Origin of the sequence: uncultured Methylophaga sp. (genome assembly GCF_947259025.1) — a bacterium.
Taxonomy (GTDB): domain Bacteria; phylum Pseudomonadota; class Gammaproteobacteria; order Nitrosococcales; family Methylophagaceae; genus Methylophaga.
The window spans coordinates 14,344-34,326 of the sequence record NZ_CAMYKO010000008.1 but is presented as its reverse complement, the minus strand read 5'-3'; the positions used below and the strand labels follow the sequence as shown (position 1 = coordinate 34,326).

Sequence of the window (19,983 nt, the reverse complement as noted above, 5' to 3'; positions counted from 1 at the left end):
ATTCAGTTTCTCTGTGTCCTCTGTGCCTCTGTGGTTAACTTTTAGTATTGATCTTGTTTACAATCGCCGTGGTGGAGCAGTTTTCTACCAAGCCCATGACTTTAACTTGGCCGCCGTAGCCCTCAACAATTTCCCAGCCGACCACGCCTTTTTTATCGTAATCACCGCCCTTGACCAGAATATCGGGCTGAATAAAGCGCAGCAGTTCTTCGGGGGTATCGCCGGGGAAGCAGGTCACCCAGTCCACATCGGCAAGGCCTGCCAACACGGTCAGGCGTCTTTCCGCGGCATTGATGGGCCGGCCTTCACCTTTGAGCTTGGTCACTGATTCATCGGTATTAATCGCCACAATCAGTCGATCGCCCAAGGCCCGCGCCTGTTGCAGGTATGTAACATGACCAGCGTGCAGGATATCAAAGCAGCCATTGGTAAAGACAATCTTTTCACCGCGCTGTTTGGCCTGATCGACGGCGATTTTTAATTGCTCGACCGTCACGGCCCCGGCCATGCTGTGATCGGTATTATGCATGCCCTGATGGCGCTCATATTCGGTTTTGAGTTCGGGGCCGCTGACGGTTGAGGTACCCAGCTTGCTGACCACGATACTGGCCGCCACATTAGCAAGCGTTACCGCGTGCTCCAGATCAGCACCGGCTGCGAGCGCTGATGCCAGGGTAGAAATGACGGTATCCCCTGCCCCTGTCACATCGGCCACTTCCTTGGCAATGGCAGGCAGGTGAAACTCGGGCTGATCAGCCCGGATCAAGGTCATACCATGTTCGCTGCGGGTGATAAGAATCGCCTTGATATCCAGTTGCTTGAGCAGGGTCTGGGCCTTGCTGATCAAGTCCTGTTCCGACTCGACCGGACCGGCGACGGCTTCAAATTCGCCCATATTGGGCGTAATTAAATCGGCACCACGGTATTTATTGAAATCATTACCCTTGGGATCCACCAGCACGCGGATATTTTTCTCGCGGGCAGTTTCAATCCAGAACTGCGGCTCAGGCAAGGTGCCCTTATTGTAATCCGACAGGATCATCACGTCGGTATTGTCGGTGATCTGGCTCGCCAGCGTTTGCATCTGTGACGCGACTTCAGCGCTGAAACGCTCCTCGAAATCCAGCCGGATCAGTTGCTGGTGACTGCTGACAACGCGTGATTTTATAATGGTGCCGGCATCCGCTGCCTGATGGAACAGGCAGTTAACCCCCACCGCATTCAAGCGCTGCTTGAGCATCTCGGCCGCTTCATCCTGACCGGTTATACCGCTGATATTACAGTTTGCACCCAGCGAAGCAATATTCATTGCCACATTACCGGCGCCGCCCGGCACATCCTCCAGCCGCTCAACATTGACCACCGGCACCGGTGCTTCCGGCGATATACGACTGGCTTTACCGTGGTAAAAACGATCCAGCATCAGATCGCCGATCACGGCCACACGGGCAAGATGAAATTCAGGAAATTCGTGTTTCATAACAAAAATGGTCGGCCTTGGCCGCTTGGAATAATGGCTTATTGTGCTTGTAAAACGCTTTGCAGTCTATGCCAGACCTGGTCGACTTCCATCCCCGCCATGCAGACCGGTTCACCGTCAACGGCTTCAGGTAACGGACAGCGGCGCTTGTAACAGGGCGCACAAGTCATACCGGTAATCAGATGCTGCTGATTGTCGCCATAGGTGCCGATCAGGTGGGTGTCGGTGGAACCATAAATGGTAATAGCCGGTTTACCCAGCACCGCCGCCATATGCGCCAGCCCAGTATCGCTGCATAATACGGCCTGCGCGCCCTGCATCAATACCAGGACATTATCCAGCGGTAGTCGTGGCAGGGCATGGGCTTGTTCACTGACTGAAGCAATCTGTCGGGCACGTTGATACTCTTCATCATTACCGCAGGGCAACAGCAGGCTGTAGCCGGCTTCGGCGGCCTTTAACACCAGTGACTGCCAGTGCTTAACTGGCCATAGCTTGGTCAGCCAACTGGCGTTGTGTACCAGCATCAGGTAACGCTCAGGCAAGCTGAAATCCAGCTTGGGAAAACGGGACTCGTCACCCGGTAAAGGGCAGTGTTCCAATTCCACACCATAATCAGCCGGGGTATCGGGCACGCTGTAATCCAAGGCTACAGCCAGGATCTGGCGCATACGATCAACGGCATGCTGATTGGGGTTCACATTAATCGGATGCTTATAGGCCAGATGCGCCGGTTTCTCCCGACAACTAAATTTATCCAGACCAAACACTGGCCCTTTGCGCAGCAGGCTGACCAGGGCGCTTTTCAGATTGTTCTGCATATCGACAACCACATCGTAGTTGTCGGCATTGAGTTTTTTATAAAAGCCCGTCAATTCCCCTTGCTTGAGGCTCCCTAGCCAGCTCTGGCGCCAGCTTCGGTGTGAGGTCGTAATGACATTTTTCACCCGCGGATGCCATTTGGGGACCGCCGAGAAGGCTTTATCAACCACCCAGTCAAATTCTATCTCAGGGTAGACCTTGGCGGCATCGGTCAGGGCGGGCAATGCATGCATCAGATCACCCATCGAGGTCAGTTTGATTATCAGAACGCGCATTGACGTTTCAGTCGAAATCCAGAGTCAGGGGATGATCGCGATGATGTTGCAGTAGCTTCAAAAACGCATCCGGATCCTTGATCTGTGTCAGCTCGCCTTCGCGGGGAAACAGCTTATCCTCAAGACGTGACAACCAGAAACGCAGGGCCGCGGCCCGCAGTACCAGGTTCCAGTTAGCCTGTTCCGACTCGGTCAGGGCCCGTTTAGCCATGTAATGCTGCATCAGCGCCCGGTAACGACTTGGTTCAGGCAGGCCGGATTCATCCACGCACCAGTCATTGACCGCGACCGCCAGGTCATACAGCAGATATTCATCACTGGCATAATAAAAGTCGATAATGCCTTTGAGCTCATCACCGTCAAACAGCGCATTGTCGCGAAACAGGTCGGAGTGTGTCACCCCCCAGGGCAGATCCAGCTCTTCATAACCAGCCTGTACCGCCAGTTCGTTTTTGAGCATGGTTGCCTGCGCCTCATCCAGCTTAGGCAGCAGATGCAGCGCGGTTTGCCGCCGCCATTCATGGCCGCGCTCACTGGGACGGCGATAATCAAAATCCCGGCCGGCCAGGTGCATTTCACCCAGCACATCACCAATCGCCGCACATTGTGCCGGTGTCGCCAGGGTGTCGACGCCGCGGCCCTGTAACCGCAAAACCAGCGCCGCCGGTTTGCCGCAAAGCTTTTTCAGATAATGGCCCTGTTTATCAGCCGCCGGGTGGGCAGAAGGAATGCCGTGCTGGTAATAAAACGTCATCACCTCAAGGAAATAATTCAGCTCATCAAAATCATGCTGCTCGAACAGGGTCAGCACAAATTCGCCTTCGCTGGTGGTGACAAAGTAGTTGGTGTTTTCTATGCCGTCGCTGATGCCCTGGTATGACACCAGATCGCCGACCGCATACTCTCCCAGAAACGCGCTCAGATCGTCGCGTTCGACTTCAGTATAAACTGACATTAAAACTGCTCAGATATTTAAGGAGCGATTACCACTCAAACAGGATCCAGTTAGGCACCAGCAGACCAGAATCCAGCTCGAACTGGCGGGTTTCCAGCGAACCATCGCCATCAGTATCAGTCAGGAAGTATGGCTTTCCGTTGGTTGGCGTGACTTTGATCATGTAAAGCTGCCCCTGAACGCGATACTCTTCAATGGTGCGGTCTTCTTTCTGAATAATATTGACTTCGGGCTCAATGCTGTCACCGCTTTGCAAGGGTTCGGGAATCACCGGGGGTTTTTCCATCACCGATTCAGTGTCGGCTGCCCGCGCTGTCACTGTCATTAACAGGGCAAGTGCGCATACAATAGCGATTTTGTTCAACATGAGAATGCTCCGTGTCATTTCGGAGTAAAGATAGCATTTCCGCTGCGCGGAGAAAAGCAGACACTTCTCAGAAAAACGGTGTGACAACGCTTATGACTCAAACAGCCCCGCTCGTACTCGTCGACGGTTCTTCCTACCTCTATCGTGCCTTCCACGCCATGTACAAGGCTGACCTGCGCAATTCGGCCGGTGAACCGACCGGGGCTATCCGCGGCGTCACTGCGATGCTGCGCCGTTTGCTGGCTGATTATCCAACCAGCCATATCGCCGTGGTGTTTGATGCCAAGGGTAAAACCTTTCGTGACGAAATCTACGAACAATACAAGGCCAATCGGCCGCCAATGCCAGATGATCTGCGGCCCCAGGTAGAGCCCATTTACGACATCATCCGGGCCATGGGCCTGCCTCTGCTGTGCATTGACGGCGTGGAAGCTGATGATGTCATCGGCACCTTGACCCATCAAGCCACTGAAAAAGGCCTGGATGTGGTGGTCAGCACAGGCGATAAGGATATGGCGCAACTGGTCAATCACCATGTCACGCTGGTCAACACCATGACTGAAACTGTGCTGGACAGCGACGGGGTGAAAGACAAGTTCGGCCTGCCGCCGGAACTCATTATCGACTTTCTGGCGTTGATGGGCGATAAAGTCGACAACATCCCCGGCGTGCCCGGCGTTGGTGAGAAAACCGCACTGGCTTTGTTGCAGAACCTGGGCAGTATCAAAGATATCTACGCCAACCTTGAAGCCGTGCGTGATCTCGACTTTCGCGGCGCCAAAAAGATGCCGGAAAAACTGGCCGACAATAAAGACATGGCCGAGCTCAGCTACCAGCTGGCCACCATTAAATGCGATGTTGAACTGGATATTGAAGTTGAACAGCTCAAACATCAGCCTCAGGATCAGCAGGCGCTGATGACCTTATTCAAGCGCTTTGAATTCAGAAGCTGGATTAAAGAACTGGAACAGGGCAGCGACCAGACTGTCACTGCCGCTTCTGCAGTCACCGATAATCCCGGCACCAGCGATAAAAAAGACTACCAGACCATTCTCAATGACAAGAATTGGCAGCACTGGCTGAAAAAACTCAAAGACGCCGATCTGATTGCCTTTGATACCGAGACCACCAGCCTCAATTACCTGGATGCCCGTATCGTCGGTCTGTGTTTTGCCGTGGAAGCCGGTGAAGCCGCCTATCTGCCGCTCAACCATGATTATGCCGGTGCGCCCGAGCAACTGAGCTTTGATGCGGTGATGAAAGAACTCAAACCTTTGCTCGAAAATCCACAAGTGCTCAAAGTCGGTCAGAATTTAAAATATGACCGCCATGTCCTGCTCAATCATAATATTGATTTGCAGGGCATTGCCCATGACACCATGCTGGAATCTTATGTGCTCGACAGCACGGCGACTCGCCATGATATGGATTCTTTGGCGCAGAAATACCTGGATCGCGAAACGATTCATTTTGAAGATATTGCCGGCAAGGGCAAGAAACAGCTGACGTTCAACCAGATTGGCATCGAGGAAGCTTCGTCCTATGCCGCCGAGGATGCCGACATCACCCTGCAGTTGCACCATGTGTTGTGGCCCCGTATTCAGCAGATCCCCTCGTTAGTGAAGGTTTACTCCGAACTGGAAATGCCACTGCTGCCCGTGCTCAACACGCTGGAGCGCAACGGCGTTAATATCGATATCTGGATGCTGCAGCAGCAAAGCGACAATATGGCTCGCCAGATCGAGGATCTGGAAAAACAGGCACACGAATCAGCCGGTCAGGAGTTCAATCTGGGATCGCCCAAGCAACTGCAGGAAATCCTGTTCGACAAGCAGGGCCTGCCGGTCAGAAAGAAAACGCCCAAGGGCGCGCCTTCCACCGCCGAAGAAGTGCTGCAGGAACTGGCCGATGACGGCTATGAACTGCCGCAGTTGATCATGCAGTACCGGGGTCTGAGCAAGCTCAAATCGACCTACACTGACAAACTGCCACAGATGGTGAATAAGACCACGGGGCGAGTACACACTTCGTATCACCAGGCGGTCACAGCAACAGGCCGTTTGTCGTCGTCTGATCCTAACCTGCAGAATATTCCCATCCGCAGCGAAAACGGCCGCCGTATCCGCGAGGCTTTTGTTGCCAGTGATGGCTGCACATTGTTGGCGGCCGACTACTCGCAAATCGAACTGCGGATCATGGCGCATCTGTCCGGTGATGAGAGTCTGTTGCAGGCGTTTGCCAAGGGCGAAGATATTCACCGCCATACTGCCTCAGAAATTTTCGGCATTTCATTGGATGAGGTCACCAGTGACCAGCGCCGCAGCGCCAAAGCGATTAACTTCGGTCTGATCTACGGCATGTCCGCCCACGGTCTGTCACGACAACTGGGTATTGAGCGCCATGAAGCCGCCGATTATATGAACACCTATTTCGAGCGCTACCCCGGTGTGCGCCAGTACATGGACAACACCCGTGCCCAGGCCAAAGAACAGGGCTACGTTGAAACCATCTTCGGTCGCCGCCTCTACCTGCCGGAAATCAACTCCAGCAACGGCATGCGCCGCCAGTATGCCGAGCGCACCGCGATCAATGCCCCGATGCAGGGCAGCGCCGCCGATATTATCAAGCGCGCCATGATTGATATCCACGACTGGCTCTCAGAAGCCGATACCGGCATTCGTATGATTATGCAGGTGCATGACGAACTGGTATTTGAAGTGCCCGATGAGCAGATGGAGATGGCCAAGACTACCATTGAGCAGTTTATGATGAATGCGGCGGATTTGAAGGTACCGCTAGAAGTAGGTCTGGGGACTGGGGAGAATTGGGAGCAAGCGCATTAATTAATGCGTTTAACTCTGCGGCTTTTCTTTGCTCTCCTTCATCTGCTTAATTTGTTTTTCTATAGCCTTGCGTTCATTCTCACGATCTTCGGAGTTAAATGTGTCGATACCAAGTCGACGACTTGATGAAGAGTGTAGTCTTCCAAATTGCTCTCTTAACTTTCTAATATCGTCAGCTATTTTATGCAGAGGGTCACCACCGCCGACTTCCGAAATTCCTCTAAACTCCTCAAAATCCATCACTAGCTCATTTTTATATCTCGTTCCCTCTACATCCTCATACGTTATTTCGACCCTGAAATAAGGAGAGAATATGTTTTCGCTTTCCAACTTTTTTGGAAGTTCAATAAAACTAAATAAAAAACTTTCAATCCGCTGACCTATACCTAACGAATGGATTCCTTGTGATAAGACATGCAGCTTGAGAAATTCGTCAACAGCTGGATTTTCAGACTTAAGTATTTCATTATCTTCTGAGTTAAAAAAATTGAACTTTATATTTCTCGCAATACCTTTACCGAGATTGATTATTTCAACATCCATAAACTGAAAAACAGACGGGTTATTTTTAAGTCTCATTGAAACATCTGGACGTATACTTTCTCGTCTCAATTCATTTACTTGCTCGATTTGAGCTTCCCTCAAGTACCATGTTTCCTTGGCTAAAACGAATGTCAGTATTGCTATTGCAAGTGTTGCTAAAGCTGCGACCCATGAAGATAAAGAGTCAGCGGTTAGAATGCTGGCCAACTGGATCTGACTTCCAACTGCCATGCCTACGACAAAAATCATAGGTGCGGCGACTACACTTGAAATTATTAGTAGTGGGATTAAGCTTCTCTCATTTCGGTACCTAGACATCATTTCGCTCCCTGCTCAGTTCTTTGAATCACCATTAACTTGATAAAATCACAACTGTTGCTGCTCAAACAACTTTCGCCTTCATGGCGAGTCAGGGATTTGCGCGGCCAAATCCCTAACAACCCAAGGCCGCCCCACTGTGCTGGCCTATCGGCTCCACTGCGTTGCTCACTTTGTCTGGCGGCCGGCCAAAACTTGCTACGCTCAGACACTGCCCGTCCTTCATCCAGACAAAGCTCCGCTACTCGTCAGCACACAGGGGAGTTCTGTGGGCCCCTCCTTCTTCCCGTTATATTGCCGCCAAAAATTGAGTCTGGTTGATGGGTGAAGTGGTCGAGTGTTTGAGCGTAGCGAGTTTTCGGCCACGCCATCAACCAAACTTGATTTTTGGAAACAAGGCAATATCGGGTGCCCTTTTGTTTGGTTCGTTTATTTTGGGCAAGCAAAATAAATGAACTCGGGCTTTAGTCCGAAACTAACTCCCAGCTTTAAGAGTGAGGCTTAACCCCCGCCTGCATCCGCTTATAAAACCAAGCCAACGCCAGCATGGCGAGCCCCAACCCCATAAAGGCCGCCACCCGCCAGAGGCCATCCAACCCTGACATATCAACAAGAAATATCTTGGCAATAACGACCGCCAACAGCGCCATACCGGCTTTATAGAGTTCTTTATACTGCCAGCGCGTACCCGCTAACACACCGGCAATTGCCATCAGCATCCACACCACCGAGTAGGTGTAAAGCTCTCCATCAGGGGTGAACCTATCCAGAGACAAATCCGCTCCTTGCCATAACTGACGAATTTCCAGTGACACGAACAGCAAGGTTGCTGCACCTGCAAAACGCATGGCGTAGGAACGTAATTCCGGTTGGTGATAATAGGCCACCAGCACCGCCAGCAGGACGGGAACGCCGTAGGCCAGCAGCAAAATATTGAAAACTGGAGTGGCGCTTATCAGTTCTCCACTCCACCACGGATTATGAATCAGGGCGACAACGCCATAACTCGCCACGGCCATCGTTAACAGAACTCGTGAGCAGACCCGGTACAAACTTGCCAGGGACGCACTGAAGCGAGCACGGTGGTAATAGGTTAAAGCCAGCCCTGTCCACAGCGCGCCATTGATTGCAGCTTCAACTAGGTCATAACGATCAACAAAGATGCGGCCGTCATAGAGCCAGTATCGCAGCTCTGCGCCCAAAGTCATGACCAGCAGGTGTAAGGTCGCAGCTTCCAGCCAGGCACGTAAACTGCTACCAGCCTCACAGTATCGACTGGCCAGCCAGGCAAAGACTGTTGAGCCGCCATAGACCCACAACGACCAGTGCACATCGACCGGATACGCTGCAAGCCACGGGTTTAATGTCAGCCGAATCACCACCACGGTTAACAGGGCTTTAACCAGCCATTCCAGCCACGGCAATTCATAGCGACGCTTGAGCCAGCATAAGGACAGCAGCTGTGCCGCTAACGCTAGTGTCAGAGAGGCTTCCCGGAAATACAAAGCCACAGCCAGGGAATAGGCAAAGTGAGCAGCCAGAATCGCCCATAACCCCACATGATCGCGATTATCCCGCTCAATACGCCAGGCAGCGACCAAACCATAGAGCAAACCAGCAATCAGTGTGACAATGCTCCACGTGAGCGACTGCCCCAGACCGTTAACCAACAGATAAGACAGTGCCAGCCAGAGCAGTGGAGACAAGACTGTCAGCGAGACTGTCAGGTGCGAAAAGCCTTGAGTAAACCACTGCCAGCCGGATGCGGCAGAATACAGCACAGCCATCAGTACCGCATAAATCAGAAATGGGGTATGTACTGTGTCTGCCATCGGCGCCAGTTGAAAAGCCGCAGCCTGTTGCCCCGAACCGGAAGCCAACAGATACCAGGCAAGCCATTGAACCAGCAGACTAAACCAGGCTAATGCTTTTAAATGCTCTCTGCCTACCCCGGCCACACAGGCCAGCAACACCATGGGGGCCCACAAGACGATATTCACCGCGGACTGGCCCTGCCAGACGATGGACGCGCCCCAGGCCAGGGTCAGTAACACCATGCCGAGCTGATTCATTGAAATCAGACCGATCGTGGTGCTGATGGATGGATTGTCTGCCAGTAGCAAGGGATGGTTAGCTTTACGCTGCAACAGCCAGTCTAAACTCGGCACCGCCAACAATAACCAGCCCGCGATAGCGAGATAAACACCGCGGAAGTCTTCGGCTTGCGTGGAGGTTAATGAAATCAGCCACCAGCCAAGCACACCGGCCAGCACACTCCACCATAACCAACTTTTTCTGACATAGCGCAACAGTAATAATCCGGCACCACTGATAATCAGGCTGTAGACCATGGCAGCAAAAATATTGCCACTGCCGGTGCTGACAAAGATGGGCACCACATAAGCCCCCACCAGGCCTATCATTGCCAGCATCGGTCCATGCACAAGTGCAAGTAACATGGTCATCAAAGAAACCACAGCCAGCAAGGCAAAAGTCCAGCCCGGTTCAATCAGTTGATAAATATGCAACGCTGCCAGGAGTGCGGCATAGAGCGTGATACTGGCACCACCAGCCAGAGCAGCAAACACGGGATCGCTACTGCCCTGTCGCCGCCGTAACCAGTCAGCCACGCCGTGTAACGCGAGCCCCGTCACTATCGCCATTGAAATTTGTGCTTTGGGGCCGAGCAACCCCATATTGATGCTGTACTTGACCATAAAGATCCCAGCAAGGGCGACACTGATGCCGCCCAACCAGATCATCCAGTTATCGATGAGGTGCTGCCGAAAACGCTGAATAAAGTCAGGCTCTGAAACTGAAGCCGCAACAGGCTCTGGTGCGATGTCCGGTTCGGGGAAGGGGTGTGACCAGGCGCTATCCTCAGCTTGAGGTTTATCCGGCTCTGGTTGGGAAGTGTCAGAACCGGGCGCGGCAGATTTTAATGTAGCCAGTTCATCAGTCAGTGCATCAACCCGCTCACGCAGTGTATTGACCCGTGCAAAGGCCATATAACCCAATACCGCACCGACAATCATTGCCAGTAAAAACAGCATCAGTAAACTGATCACCCCGTCCATGCTCACTCCCTTGTGTTTTGCTCACTATAACGGAAATAAATGCCGAGTAGCTGAGATGAGCAGATACTCAGTCGGAGCGTTTTTTCGCTCGGGGATGCGCCGAATCATAAACTTTCGCCAAGTGCTGAAAATCCACATGGGTATAAATCTGCGTGGTACTGATATCAGAATGCCCGAGCAATTCCTGCACAGCCCTTAAATCGCCACTGGACTCCAGCATATGCGAGGCAAAGGCATGTCTTAAACGGTGGGGGTGCACGTGGTCGGAAATACCCTGCTTTTTACCCCAGAAACTAAGGCGTTTCTGAATTGAGCGCACGCCCAGCCGCCTGCCCTGCTGGGTGATAAATACCGCGGGTTGATCGAAAAAGCCGGTCTGGTCGCGTTTATCCAGCCAGTCCTGCAGCGCCTTGATTGCCTTGCTACCGACCGGACAGACGCGGTCTTTATTGCCTTTACCGGTGACATGCACCAGGTGATCACCGAAGTCGATATCACGCAGATCCAGTGAAGCCAGTTCGGCCAGACGCAATCCGGATGAATAAAACAACTCCATAATGGCGCGGTCGCGGGTGGCAACAAAGGTGTCGGGCGTGGTGTGATCGAGCAAGGCATTCATCTGGTCGACATCCAGTGTCGAAGGCAGTCTTTTTTCCGCCTTGGGCGCCTGCACCGCTTTTGCTGGATTATTGTCAACCAGCTCCATTTTTATCAGGTACTGAAAAAAGGAACGGATCGCAGACAGCATGCGCTGAATACTGCGGCTGGACAGGCCTTTACGATGCAAAAATGCGGTGAACTGACGTAACCCCTTGGCATTCAGCGATGCCCAGGTATCGATCTCATTCCGCTGACAATAATCGCAGATTTGTTTGAGATCACGGCGGTAATTATTGATGGTGTGCGCTGAAAGCCGCCGTTGATGGGCCAGATAGTCGAGGTAGTCATCAACCCAGGGCTGGAGTGTGTCAGCCATGAGTGTGGTAGCGCAGCACCCGCATGAATACCTCGCCCAGGAAGCTCAGGTAATCGGTAGCCATATCGGCATGAAAACGGTTGGCATCTTCACTGCCAATAGCCAACAGGCCTGCGCAGGGCTCATGACCCAGTGGCAGACAGGCGACGGATTGGATTGCCTCCGCACGCTCGTTAAACAGCAATTGTTTCTGGGACTGGGTCAGTCGGCCACACACCGGTTCCTGTTTGCTGAGCAGGTTGTCAAAACTGCGTAGTTGCTGGTCATCAGCATGAAGCTGAGCGACATTGGCCGCGGTGTCAGGCAGATCAAACTTTTTATCGGCGCTGTAAAACAGTCTCAGGGCCACTTCGTCAGCAGAAAACTCGTGCTGAAGCTCTTTCATCAAAATGCTGAACAGGCTGTCGAGCTCGGTAGCGTCCAGCAGTTGCAGACACAGCGCATGCACCCGTTGTTGCAACGCCGCATTGCTGTGGGCGTTATCAAGCAATGCGTGGAGTTGTTCATTGAGCTGCATATTTTTTTCGCGCAGCCGTTGTTGCTGTTTCTGGGCCAGCGAGATCGTGCCTTCGGGAGAGCTGTGCAGTTCTATTGTTTCCAGCAAATCGGGGTGCTGCATAAACACATCAGGGTGCGCCTGCAGATAATGCTCCAGTTCAGCAAGGCTTATTTGTTTTGTAGCGTCGCCCACGCAATCTCTCCATCAAATACCTGTTCGGCCGGACCAGTCATCCACACCGAGCTTTGTTCATCAGGCCAGCTTATCTGCAATTGGCCGCCAGGCAAAGCCACTGAGACTTCGGTGGATAACAGACCACGGTGGATACCGCTAACCACGGCAGCACAGGCGCCGGTACCACAGGCAAAGGTTTCACCTGAGCCACGCTCAAAGACCCGCAGACGAATATGCCCGGCATCCAATAGTTGCATAAAGCCGGCATTAACTCTTTCCGGGAAGCGCTCGTGTGCTTCGACCAGCGGGCCGATTTCCGCCACCGGCGCGCTGTCGACATCATCCACCAGCATCACCGCATGTGGATTGCCCATCGACAAAGCACTGATTTCGACTTTGCCGTGCTCGGGCAAGGCCAGCATATAAGTGTTGGCCTGCTCTTCAGCCGTGAAAGGGATCTGTGACGGCACAAATACCGGCTTGCCCATATCCACGGTCACACTGCCATCAGCTTGCAGAGTGGGATAAATGAGACCCGACGCAGTTTCCACCGCAATCGTATCTTTATCACTCAGGCCATGATTGCGCACAAACCGGGCAAAACAGCGGGCGCCATTACCACACTGGGCCACTTCACCGCCGTCGGCATTGAAAATGCGATAACGAAAATCCGCCTCAGCGCTTTGCGGCTTTTCCACCAGCAGAACCTGGTCACAGCCCACACCAAAACGGCGGTCAGCCAGAAAGCGAATCTGGCTCTCGCTCAGAGTCACGGCCTGTTCAATGGCGTTAATGACGATAAAGTCATTGCCCAGACCATGCATTTTGCTGAATCGAAGTGTGTTCATGACTGCAGAATATGCTCTCCGGCAAACAGCGCTTCAACACTTTCACGCTCGCGAACCAAGTGGGTTTCACTACCGTCCACCATGACTTCCGCGGCACGGGGGCGGGAGTTGTAATTAGAACTCATAGTAAAGCCGTAAGCGCCGGCGGATTGTATGGCCAGGATATCGCCCTGACTGATAGCCAACTCACGGTCTTTACCCAGAAAATCACCGGTTTCACAGATAGGTCCCACAATATCATAGACCGCGGGCGCAGCGCCGCTTTCCTGCACCACAGGCTCAATCGCCTGCCAGGATTGATACAGCGCCGGCCGCAGTAAATCGTTCATTGCCGCATCGACAATGGCAAACTGCTTGGCTTCTGTGGGCTTAATAAATTCAACCCTGGTCAGCAATACACCGGCGTTACCGGCAATGGCCCGGCCCGGCTCCAGCAGCACTTCCAGCTTTCTGTCCTGCAGCAAAGGCATCAGCGCCGCCGCATACTCAGCAGGGGTCGGCGGGGTTTCATCCTGGTAATGAATACCCAAGCCACCACCGATATCCAAATGCTCAATGTTGATGCCATCAGTCGCCAAGTCATCGATCATGGCCAATACGCGCTGCAGCGCATCGACAAAGGGCGATACCGTGGTCAGTTGCGAACCGATATGACAATCCACGCCGACAATATTGAGATGAGACAGACGCATCGCTGACTGATATACGGCACGTGCCTCATCAATGGAAATGCCGAATTTGTTTTCTTTAAGCCCGGTTGAAATGTAAGGATGGGTTTGCGCATCCACATCCGGGTTGACCCGAATTGAGACCGGGGCTTTAATGCCGGCTTTTTCGGCAACGCTGTTGATGCGGCTCAGTTCGGGAATAGATTCAACATTGAAACAACGAATGCCATGCGCCAGCGCGTAATCGATTTCTGCCTCGGTTTTACCGACACCGGAAAACACGGTTTTCGCCGCTTCACCACCGGCTGCCAGCACCCGTGCCAGCTCACCGGCAGAAACGATATCAAAGCCCGAGCCCAGTCGGGCCAGCACATTGAGTACGGCCAGGTTGGAGTTGGCTTTGACGGCATAACAGACCAGGTGGGGCACAGCTTCAAAAGCCTGATCAAAGGCCTGCCAGTGTGTTTCCAGTGCTGCGCGGGAGTAGATATAGCTGGGGGTGCCATATTGCTCGGCAATGGCCGCAAGTGAGACCTGTTCGGCATGCATAATGCCGGAGTGATAATCAAAATGGTTCATGACGCTGCTTACCCGACCATCACTGTTTCAGCCTGACCTTCGGGCAGGTAGAGATCCCCTTTCTGACCACAGGCAGTCAGCATCATGGCTGCACACAGCATCGCCAGCATGGTCCGGCGTGACAAAAATTGCATAGTTGATTCCCCAAAAGTTAAGGCAGTATATACAGCCACAAAGGCAAAGTCTTGATACATTAACTAGAATTTCTTGTATAAGTTACATACTATTAGCCTTTAAGAGCTCTGCTTATGTTAAGGAATCGCAAATAGTCATGGCAAATATGGCAACCCCCATGAGACTGAGCGGTCTGGCCAGACGTCTGGTTAACGAAGGTCTGCTGAACGAGGAGCAGGCGCTGTCCGCCCAGTCAGCCGCTAAGGAAGCCAAACAACCCTTTGTTACCTACTTGGTAAATCACAAGATCCTCGGCAGCGCGGACATCGCCGCTATTGCCTCGCAGGAATTTGGTGTCCCCCTGTTTGATATCGAGGCCATGAACCTGGATATGACGGCGACCGATCTAATCCAGGAAAAGCTGATCCGACAGCATAATGCCCTGCCCCTTTTCAAGCGCGGCAAGCGACTCTATGTGGCCCTGTCTGACCCCACCAACCTGCAGGCTTTGGACGAGTTTCAGTTCAATACCGCGATGAATACCTACCCGGTTCTGGTTGATGAGCAGAAACTGTCGGGCGTTATTGAAAAAGCCCTCGACAAAGCCGAAGAACAACTGGATGACTTCGGTGACGCCGACCTTGATGATATCGATCTGGGTCCGGATGAAACCGAGCGCGCTGACGACATCACCGAAACCAATATTGATGACACGCCGGTGGTGCGCTTTATCAATGGCATTCTCACCACCGCCATCAAGTCTGGGGCGTCGGATATTCACTTCGAACCCTATGAGAAAAAATACCGGGTCAGGATGCGGATTGATGGCATTCTGCATGAAATGAAAGGTGCCCCGGTCGCGCTGGGCGGCCGTATTGCCGCGCGACTGAAAGTGCTGTCACGGCTCAATATTGCCGAACGCCGAATCCCCCAGGATGGCCGGATGCGACTTAAATTGTCGAAAACCAAAGCCATCGACTTTCGTGTGAACACCTGTCCGACCCTGTTTGGTGAAAAGATTGTGCTGCGGATCCTCGATCCCACCAGTGCCCAGTTGGGGATTGATGCACTGGGCTACGAAGAGGATCAGAAAGCCACTTTCCTGGAAACCATGCACAAACCTTATGGCATGATTCTGGTGACCGGTCCCACCGGTAGTGGTAAGACGGTATCGCTGTATACCGCGCTGAACATACTCAACACCGGCGACCGCAATATTTCCACTGCCGAAGACCCGGCTGAAATCAGCCTGCCCGGCGTCAACCAGGTCAATGTGCATCCCGCTATTGGCTTTGACTTCTCTGCGGCGTTGCGCGCATTCCTGCGTCAGGATCCAGATATCATCATGGTGGGTGAGATTCGTGACCTGGAAACCGCCGAAATCGCTATCAAGGCGGCGCAGACCGGTCATATGGTGTTCTCCACCCTGCATACCAATGACGCCCCGCAGACGCTGACCCGTCTCGCCAATATGGGTGTGCCGGCCTTCAATATCGCCTCGGCGGTGTCATTGATTATCGCCCAGCGTCTGGCACGCCGTCTTTGCAGCAACTGTAAAGCCTCTGAAAACCTGCCAAACGATGTATTGCAGGAAGAAGGGTTCAGCCAGGAGCAGATTGAGGCCGGCATTACCACCTACAAAGCCGTAGGTTGTGATAGTTGTACTGAAGGCTATAAAGGTCGGGTCGGTATTTACCAGGTGATGCCGGTGTCCGATGCCATGGGACGCATTATTATGGAAGGTGGTAACTCTATCCAGCTTGAAGATCAGGCTGATAAAGAAGGCATTGACGATTTGCGTAAATCGGGTTTGAAAAAGGTCGCCGCCGGGCTTACCAGCCTGGATGAAATCAACCGTGTGATTAAGGAGTAAAGGGTGGCACAAGCAGCTCAAGCGCAGGCAGGTAAGCCCAAAAAGGCAAAAGTCCCCAACATTTATCTCTGGCAGGGCACCAACAAACAGGGTCGCCGGGTAAAGGGCCAGTTAAGCGGTGAAAGTGTCAACCAGGTGCGAGCCGAGCTGCGCAAGCAGGGTGTGGCGCCATTGAAGGTCAAGAAAAAACCCAAAGATTTGTTTGCCCCGCGCAAACCCAAGATCAAAACCACCGACATTGCTATATTCAGCCGCCAGCTGGCGACCATGATGTCATCCGGTGTGCCGCTGATGCAGGCGCTGCAAATTATCGGCGAGGGTCACGAAAACGCCAGCATGCAGGAAATGGTACTGGCGATTAAAGCTGATGTAGAGTCAGGCACCAGCCTAGCGGATTCACTGGCCAAGTTTCCACTGTACTTTGATGACCTATACGTCAACCTGGTCAATGCCGGTGAGCAATCCGGTACATTGGAAACACTGCTGCATGAGATCGCCACCTACCAGGAAAAAACCGAAGCGCTGAAAGCCAAGATCAAAAAAGCGCTGGTCTACCCGACGGCAATAATCGTAGTGGCGTTTATTGTGACCGCGATCCTGATGATTTTTGTTATCCCGCAGTTCCAGTCTCTGTTCCAGGGCTTTGGCGCCGACCTGCCTGGGTTGACCAAACTGGTGATCAAAGTTTCTGAAGTATTCCAGGAAAAATGGTGGCTGATTTTCGGCGTCATTATCGGCGTAGTGATGGGCTTTATGGCGGCCAGAAAGCGCTCGAGAAAAGTCCAGCATTTTCTTGACCGCATGTTGCTGAAAATGCCGGTCATTGGTGCCGTAATGACCAAGGCCGCGATTGCCCGCTTCTCACGCACTTTTTCCACCATGTTTAAGGCCGGTGTGCCCATGGTAGAGGCGATGACCTCTGTGGCCGGTGCCACCGGTAATATCGTCTACGGCGAAGCGACGCTGGAAATGCGTGATGATGTCGCGACCGGTACTCAGCTGAATAAAGCCATGCTCGATACTGAGCTTTTTCCCAATATGGTCGTGCAGATGACGGCGATTGGTGAGGAATCGGGCTCACTCGACTCGATGCTGGCCAAAGTGGCGGATTTCTACGAGCGTGAAGTGGATGACGCGGTAGACAATATGACAGCGCTGATGGAGCCCATCATTATGGTGTTCCTGGGTGGTATCGTCGGTACCCTGGTTATCGCCATGTACCTGCCTATATTCAAGCTGGGCGCCGCTATTTAAAACATGGAATTGATTCAATACCTGCAATCGTCAGCTTTGGCGTGGCTGACGGTTATCCTGTTGCTGGGCCTGATGGTCGGCAGTTTCCTCAACGTGGTGATCTATCGTTTACCGCTGATGATGCAACGTGAATGGCAGGCCGAGTGCGCCGCACTCAATGGCGAAGAAGCTACCTTTGAGGCCGATAGGTTCAACCTCTCAGTACCGCGCTCTCGTTGTCCGCACTGCCAGCACGCCATCACTGCTGTCGAAAACATACCGATTGTGAGTTACCTGTTTCTGGGTGGTAAATGCCGCGCCTGCCGCGCCCCCATTTCATTGCGCTACCCGCTTATAGAGGCTTTGACTGGCATTATGTCGGCGCTGGTTGCCTGGCATTTCGGTGTCAGTTGGGTCTGCGCCGGTGCCCTGCTTTTGACCTGGTCATTGATTGCCCTGACATTCATTGATGTCGATCAGCAGTTATTACCTGACAAAATTACCTTGCCGTTGGTCTGGCTGGGGCTGCTGTTCAATCTGTTTGGTGTTTTTACTGATCTCAGCAGCAGCGTGATTGGTGCAATTGCCGGTTATCTGTCGCTATGGAGCATTTACCACTTGTTCCGGCTGGTGACAGGCAAGGAAGGCATGGGCTATGGCGACTTCAAGCTGCTGGCTGCTTTGGGCGCCTGGCTGGGCTGGCAATATCTGCCGATGATAGTGTTGCTGTCATCTTTGGTAGGCGCCGTGGTCGGCATTACGCTGGTATTGTTGAAACAACATCAGCGTGAGATTCCTATTCCTTTTGGCCCCTATCTGGCGGCTGCAGGCTGGATTGCGCTGATCTGGGGTGAAACACTGAACCGGGCTTATCTGAGCAGCGCAGGACTGGGCTGATGGTTTTCAAGGTGGGACTCACCGGCGGCGTTGCCAGCGGCAAAACCACCGTCAGTGAGCTGTTTTCGGCTTTGGGTGTGCCCATCATTGATGCCGATGTTATTGCCCGCCAGTTGCTGGACAAAGGCAGCGACTGTTATCAGTCAGTACTCGCTTTATTTGGCCAGCAGGTGCTTTTGGATAATGACAACATCAACCGCGCCTGGCTGCGGCAGCGGATTTTTACTGATACCAAAGCCAAGCAAGATCTGGAAGCCATTATTCATCCCCGGGTACGCCAACAAATGCTGGCTCAGGCTGAACAATGCCGCCAGCCCTACTGTATTTTATCCATCCCGCTGCTGACTGAGGCCGCGATGCAGGATCTGGTTGATCGCGTCCTGGTCGTGGATACGGCTCCCGCTCGCCAGATTGCGCGCTTAACCGCCCGTGATGGCATCAGCAATGCACAGGCGCAACAAATGCTGGCAGGTCAGGCAACGCCAGAACAGAGGCTAGCTATCGCTGACGATGTGATTGATAATAACGGCAGTGCTGAGGCGCTTACGCCTCTGGTCAGTCAGCTTCACCAGCAATACCTTAAACTCGCCGCCACCCAAGCCTGAGTTGCTTGGCCGGGCACAGTCATGGACAATAAGGCCATTATTAGCCGTCAGAATTGATGAGACTCCGTGTCAGACAAGATTACTTTTGAACAACCTCTGAACGAACGCATCCGGACTTTTCTGCGGCTGGAATTCCTGTTCAGACGTGTCGATAACGCCCTCAGCGGTGACAGCGAAATGCATCATCGCGATGCCCTGGATGCCATGCTCAACATGCTCAGCGTGTTTGAACGCAGCGACCTCAAACAGGAATTGATGAAAGAAATTGAGCGGCTGACTGCCAACCTCAGTGCGCTGGAGAACGCGCCGGGTGTGGATAGCCATGCGCTGGAGGCACTGCTGGGCGATCTGGATCAGAACCTTGATGCCCTGCATGTGCAAAAAACCGGCATCGGTCAGGGCCTGCGTGAAAATGAATTCCTCTATGGCATTCGTCAACGTTCCAGTATTCCTGGTGGCACCTGTGAGTTTGATTTGCCGGCCTACCACTTCTGGCTACAGCACACTGATGCCGAGACCCGCAGTGTCCAGTGTCTACAGTGGCTAAGCGAGTTTGATTCGGTGCGTACTGCGATTGAAATGAGTCTGCGCCTGATCCGGGGCAGCGTCGGGTTCCGCCAGGAATCGGCCGATGACGGCTTTTTTCAGCGCAGTTTGGATACCAATCAGCCTTACCAGTTGATCAGAGTGCAGATCCCTTCCGGCGTCAGTTATTTCCCCGAAGTCAGTGGCGGTAAACACCGCTTTACTGTGCGTTTTATGGCATTTGATATCAATCAGCGACCGCAACAGGTTCATGAGCCGGTGGCTTTTGGGCTCAGTTGCTGTGCAATGTAA

Annotated in this window: 17 protein-coding genes; 6 read left to right on the top strand and 11 right to left on the bottom strand. The window is 52.9% G+C overall.

Annotated elements, in window-relative coordinates:
* Positions 1-34: 34 nt before the first annotated feature.
* From hldE to Q0X64_RS13075, 4 genes are read right to left on the bottom strand one after another with little or no spacing between them, the layout of a single operon-like run.
* Entirely contained in the window at positions 35-1,480 is a 1,446-nt protein-coding gene (gene hldE, locus Q0X64_RS13090; protein ID WP_297813982.1) for a bifunctional D-glycero-beta-D-manno-heptose-7-phosphate kinase/D-glycero-beta-D-manno-heptose 1-phosphate adenylyltransferase HldE, read from the bottom strand.
* A gap of 38 nt (positions 1,481-1,518) precedes the next feature.
* Positions 1,519-2,577, bottom strand: coding sequence for a lipopolysaccharide heptosyltransferase I (waaC, locus tag Q0X64_RS13085; RefSeq protein WP_297813979.1), 1,059 nt, complete (start codon positions 2,575-2,577; stop codon positions 1,519-1,521).
* 7 nt (positions 2,578-2,584) lie between these two features.
* Positions 2,585-3,532: a homoserine kinase gene (locus Q0X64_RS13080; RefSeq protein ID WP_297813976.1), complete on the bottom strand. Its 948-nt coding sequence runs from the start codon at positions 3,530-3,532 to the stop codon at positions 2,585-2,587.
* A 28-nt stretch (positions 3,533-3,560) separates the two neighbouring features.
* Positions 3,561-3,899, bottom strand: a complete 339-nt coding sequence (locus Q0X64_RS13075) for a DUF2782 domain-containing protein (RefSeq protein WP_297813973.1) — start codon at positions 3,897-3,899, stop codon at positions 3,561-3,563.
* A 92-nt stretch (positions 3,900-3,991) separates the two neighbouring features.
* Between Q0X64_RS13075 and polA the strand changes: the two genes are divergently transcribed.
* Positions 3,992-6,742 carry a DNA polymerase I gene (gene polA, locus Q0X64_RS13070; RefSeq protein ID WP_297813970.1) on the top strand — a complete coding sequence of 917 codons (2,751 nt, stop codon included), beginning with the start codon at positions 3,992-3,994 and terminating at the stop codon, positions 6,740-6,742.
* A 9-nt stretch (positions 6,743-6,751) separates the two neighbouring features.
* Here the strand turns inward: polA and Q0X64_RS13065 are convergent, their stop codons facing one another.
* The 7 genes from Q0X64_RS13065 to Q0X64_RS13035 form a co-directional block, all read right to left on the bottom strand.
* On the bottom strand, positions 6,752-7,534 hold the full coding sequence (locus Q0X64_RS13065) for a hypothetical protein (RefSeq protein WP_297813966.1): 783 nt from the start codon (positions 7,532-7,534) through the stop codon (positions 6,752-6,754).
* 557 nt (positions 7,535-8,091) lie between these two features.
* The gene (locus Q0X64_RS13060) at positions 8,092-10,680 is read right to left on the bottom strand and encodes a DUF2339 domain-containing protein (RefSeq protein WP_297813964.1); all 2,589 of its coding nucleotides are present in this window, start codon (positions 10,678-10,680) and stop codon (positions 8,092-8,094) included.
* Between the two features lie 67 nt (positions 10,681-10,747).
* The gene (xerC, locus tag Q0X64_RS13055; protein ID WP_297813961.1) at positions 10,748-11,656 is read right to left on the bottom strand and encodes a tyrosine recombinase XerC; all 909 of its coding nucleotides are present in this window, start codon (positions 11,654-11,656) and stop codon (positions 10,748-10,750) included.
* Positions 11,649-12,347 carry a DUF484 family protein gene (locus Q0X64_RS13050; RefSeq protein ID WP_297813959.1) on the bottom strand — a complete coding sequence of 233 codons (699 nt, stop codon included), beginning with the start codon at positions 12,345-12,347 and terminating at the stop codon, positions 11,649-11,651. Before Q0X64_RS13050 ends, xerC begins: the two co-directional genes overlap by 8 nt.
* Positions 12,323-13,177: a diaminopimelate epimerase gene (gene dapF, locus Q0X64_RS13045; protein WP_297813956.1), complete on the bottom strand. Its 855-nt coding sequence runs from the start codon at positions 13,175-13,177 to the stop codon at positions 12,323-12,325. The genes Q0X64_RS13050 and dapF overlap by 25 nt, the downstream gene beginning before the upstream one ends.
* The gene (lysA, locus tag Q0X64_RS13040) at positions 13,174-14,424 is read right to left on the bottom strand and encodes a diaminopimelate decarboxylase (RefSeq protein WP_297813953.1); all 1,251 of its coding nucleotides are present in this window, start codon (positions 14,422-14,424) and stop codon (positions 13,174-13,176) included. The genes dapF and lysA overlap by 4 nt, the downstream gene beginning before the upstream one ends.
* An 8-nt stretch (positions 14,425-14,432) precedes the next feature.
* On the bottom strand, positions 14,433-14,558 hold the full coding sequence (locus Q0X64_RS13035; RefSeq protein WP_297813950.1) for a lipoprotein: 126 nt from the start codon (positions 14,556-14,558) through the stop codon (positions 14,433-14,435).
* Positions 14,559-14,695: 137 nt separating this feature from the next.
* Here Q0X64_RS13035 and pilB point away from each other — a divergent pair, with 137 nt between their 5' ends.
* From pilB to zapD, 5 genes are all read left to right on the top strand, one after another.
* A complete protein-coding gene (pilB, locus tag Q0X64_RS13030) occupies positions 14,696-16,411 on the top strand; it encodes a type IV-A pilus assembly ATPase PilB (protein ID WP_297813948.1) in 1,716 nt (571 codons plus the stop codon).
* Positions 16,412-16,414: 3 nt separating this feature from the next.
* Positions 16,415-17,665 (top strand): type II secretion system F family protein, encoded by a 1,251-nt coding sequence (locus Q0X64_RS13025; protein WP_297813945.1) that lies wholly within the window; start codon positions 16,415-16,417, stop codon positions 17,663-17,665.
* 3 nt (positions 17,666-17,668) lie between these two features.
* A complete protein-coding gene (locus Q0X64_RS13020; protein WP_297813942.1) occupies positions 17,669-18,541 on the top strand; it encodes an A24 family peptidase in 873 nt (290 codons plus the stop codon).
* A complete protein-coding gene (coaE, locus tag Q0X64_RS13015; protein ID WP_297813939.1) occupies positions 18,541-19,146 on the top strand; it encodes a dephospho-CoA kinase in 606 nt (201 codons plus the stop codon). The genes Q0X64_RS13020 and coaE overlap by 1 nt, the downstream gene beginning before the upstream one ends.
* A gap of 66 nt (positions 19,147-19,212) precedes the next feature.
* Positions 19,213-19,983: a cell division protein ZapD gene (gene zapD / locus Q0X64_RS13010; protein WP_297813937.1), complete on the top strand. Its 771-nt coding sequence runs from the start codon at positions 19,213-19,215 to the stop codon at positions 19,981-19,983.